Origin of the sequence: Vibrio sp. 10N.261.52.A1 (genome assembly GCF_002876325.1) — a bacterium.
Lineage (GTDB): Bacteria > Pseudomonadota > Gammaproteobacteria > Enterobacterales > Vibrionaceae > Vibrio > Vibrio chagasii.
In genome coordinates this window covers 1-1,419 of sequence record NZ_MCYD01001142.1, presented here as the reverse complement: position 1 = coordinate 1,419, position 1,419 = coordinate 1, and the positions used below count along the sequence as shown (strand labels likewise).

Here is a 1,419-nt window from a genome sequence, read left to right as displayed (position 1 = left end):
GCCATTAAATACACGGATCAACGTTAGTGTTGCTGGTAGTAATGGAATCATTAAAAATGCGGCTAGAAAGCCTAAAAAGTAGAATACATTAAACGGGTCTTTAAAGTCTTGATTATCTGCCATGATTGCTTCTTGTTTTTGTTAGTAAAGGTAAGTCCAGTGGCGAACCAAACCCGCTTTGCTAAATAGACATTTAACAAAAAAGGCATAGCCACACCATTTGCGCAACTATACCTTAATCAATTATTCACAAAAACCGAGGAAATATAGGGTTAATCGGTTGTCCCTTGATGGATATCCAAGCTGAAACTTGCCGCTCCAAGCAGGCTCAACGACAACTGACAGCCCTGCTCTATTGGTAAGTCTCTGGTGATAAAGTTCTTTTTACAGTTATCGCCTAAGCGTTCACCTGCTGCAATATGTTGATTCATTTCACCATTCGACCAACGCCCATCCAAACCCGCAGGCAAAATTGAGATAGTACCCTCGGCGAGGTTAGCAACTCCAAACAGCGCGTTGACAGGTGTTGAACACGCCGAGCAGCGAATCCCTTTCTCCAAAATTTCAGCGATATCTTTGAGGTCAGCACTAAAATCTTTTCTGTTTCTTAAGTAATCGTGGAATAAAGCTCTCACTAACAAGGTAGTCGCAGAGCCTCCATTTTCAGAAGACGCTGAATCGACAAGGTAGAAAGCAAACTGACCATTCATCGTCCATGCATAATCAAATACAAGCGGCATCATTTCCGTTGATTGCAACAAACGGTAGCTGCAACGCCATGAGCCTTGTCTTGTGTCTTTGTCTGGTAACAACGCGTGCAACAAATCTCTTGCTGCGCTTGGGTTGTCCTGCAAGTAATTCAGGTGCCAATGTAATTCTTGGTCTTCCGGGATCTCTCCTCCATCATCCACACAAAACCACTGGCTTGAGAAATCTCGTTGATCTGAAAGGTTGTCGAACGAATCTGTTAATGTGTTGGCAATCGCACTGCTTAGATGACCGTGGTCCTCTAATGGCTTAGCTAAAAAGTCTTTAATACCAAATCGTAGTGCTTTCGCTACATCAGACATGTCATCTGTCGCAGACACCACAATCATAGGCAGTGATGGGTACTCTAAACTGAGCTCTTCTACAAGCTCGATGCCGTCCAGGATCGGCATTGATAAATCACACACAATTAAATCTGGCGCTGCATCTCTGAGCTTCTGCAAAGCGTCCAGTCCGTTTTCAGCCTCAACCACTTTATAACCAACCTTCTCAAGGTAAGCACCGGTTATACGGCGAAAAATAGGATCATCATCAACCAACATTACGCATTTCCGGTTAATCACTTCCTGTGCCGAGGTCATTACTGGCTGACTGTGAGTTTTGTACATAATTTCTAACCTCACAAAACTAAGTCGAATTATTATTGTTATC

The 1,419-nt window shown here is 43.2% G+C and carries 1 protein-coding gene; it reads right to left on the bottom strand.

Going from position 1 to position 1,419, the window contains the following annotated elements:
- Positions 1–272: 272 nt before the first annotated feature.
- Positions 273–1,376: a response regulator gene (locus BCT81_RS24455; RefSeq protein ID WP_061033733.1), complete on the bottom strand. Its 1,104-nt coding sequence runs from the start codon at positions 1,374–1,376 to the stop codon at positions 273–275.
- Positions 1,377–1,419: the final 43 nt, after the last annotated feature.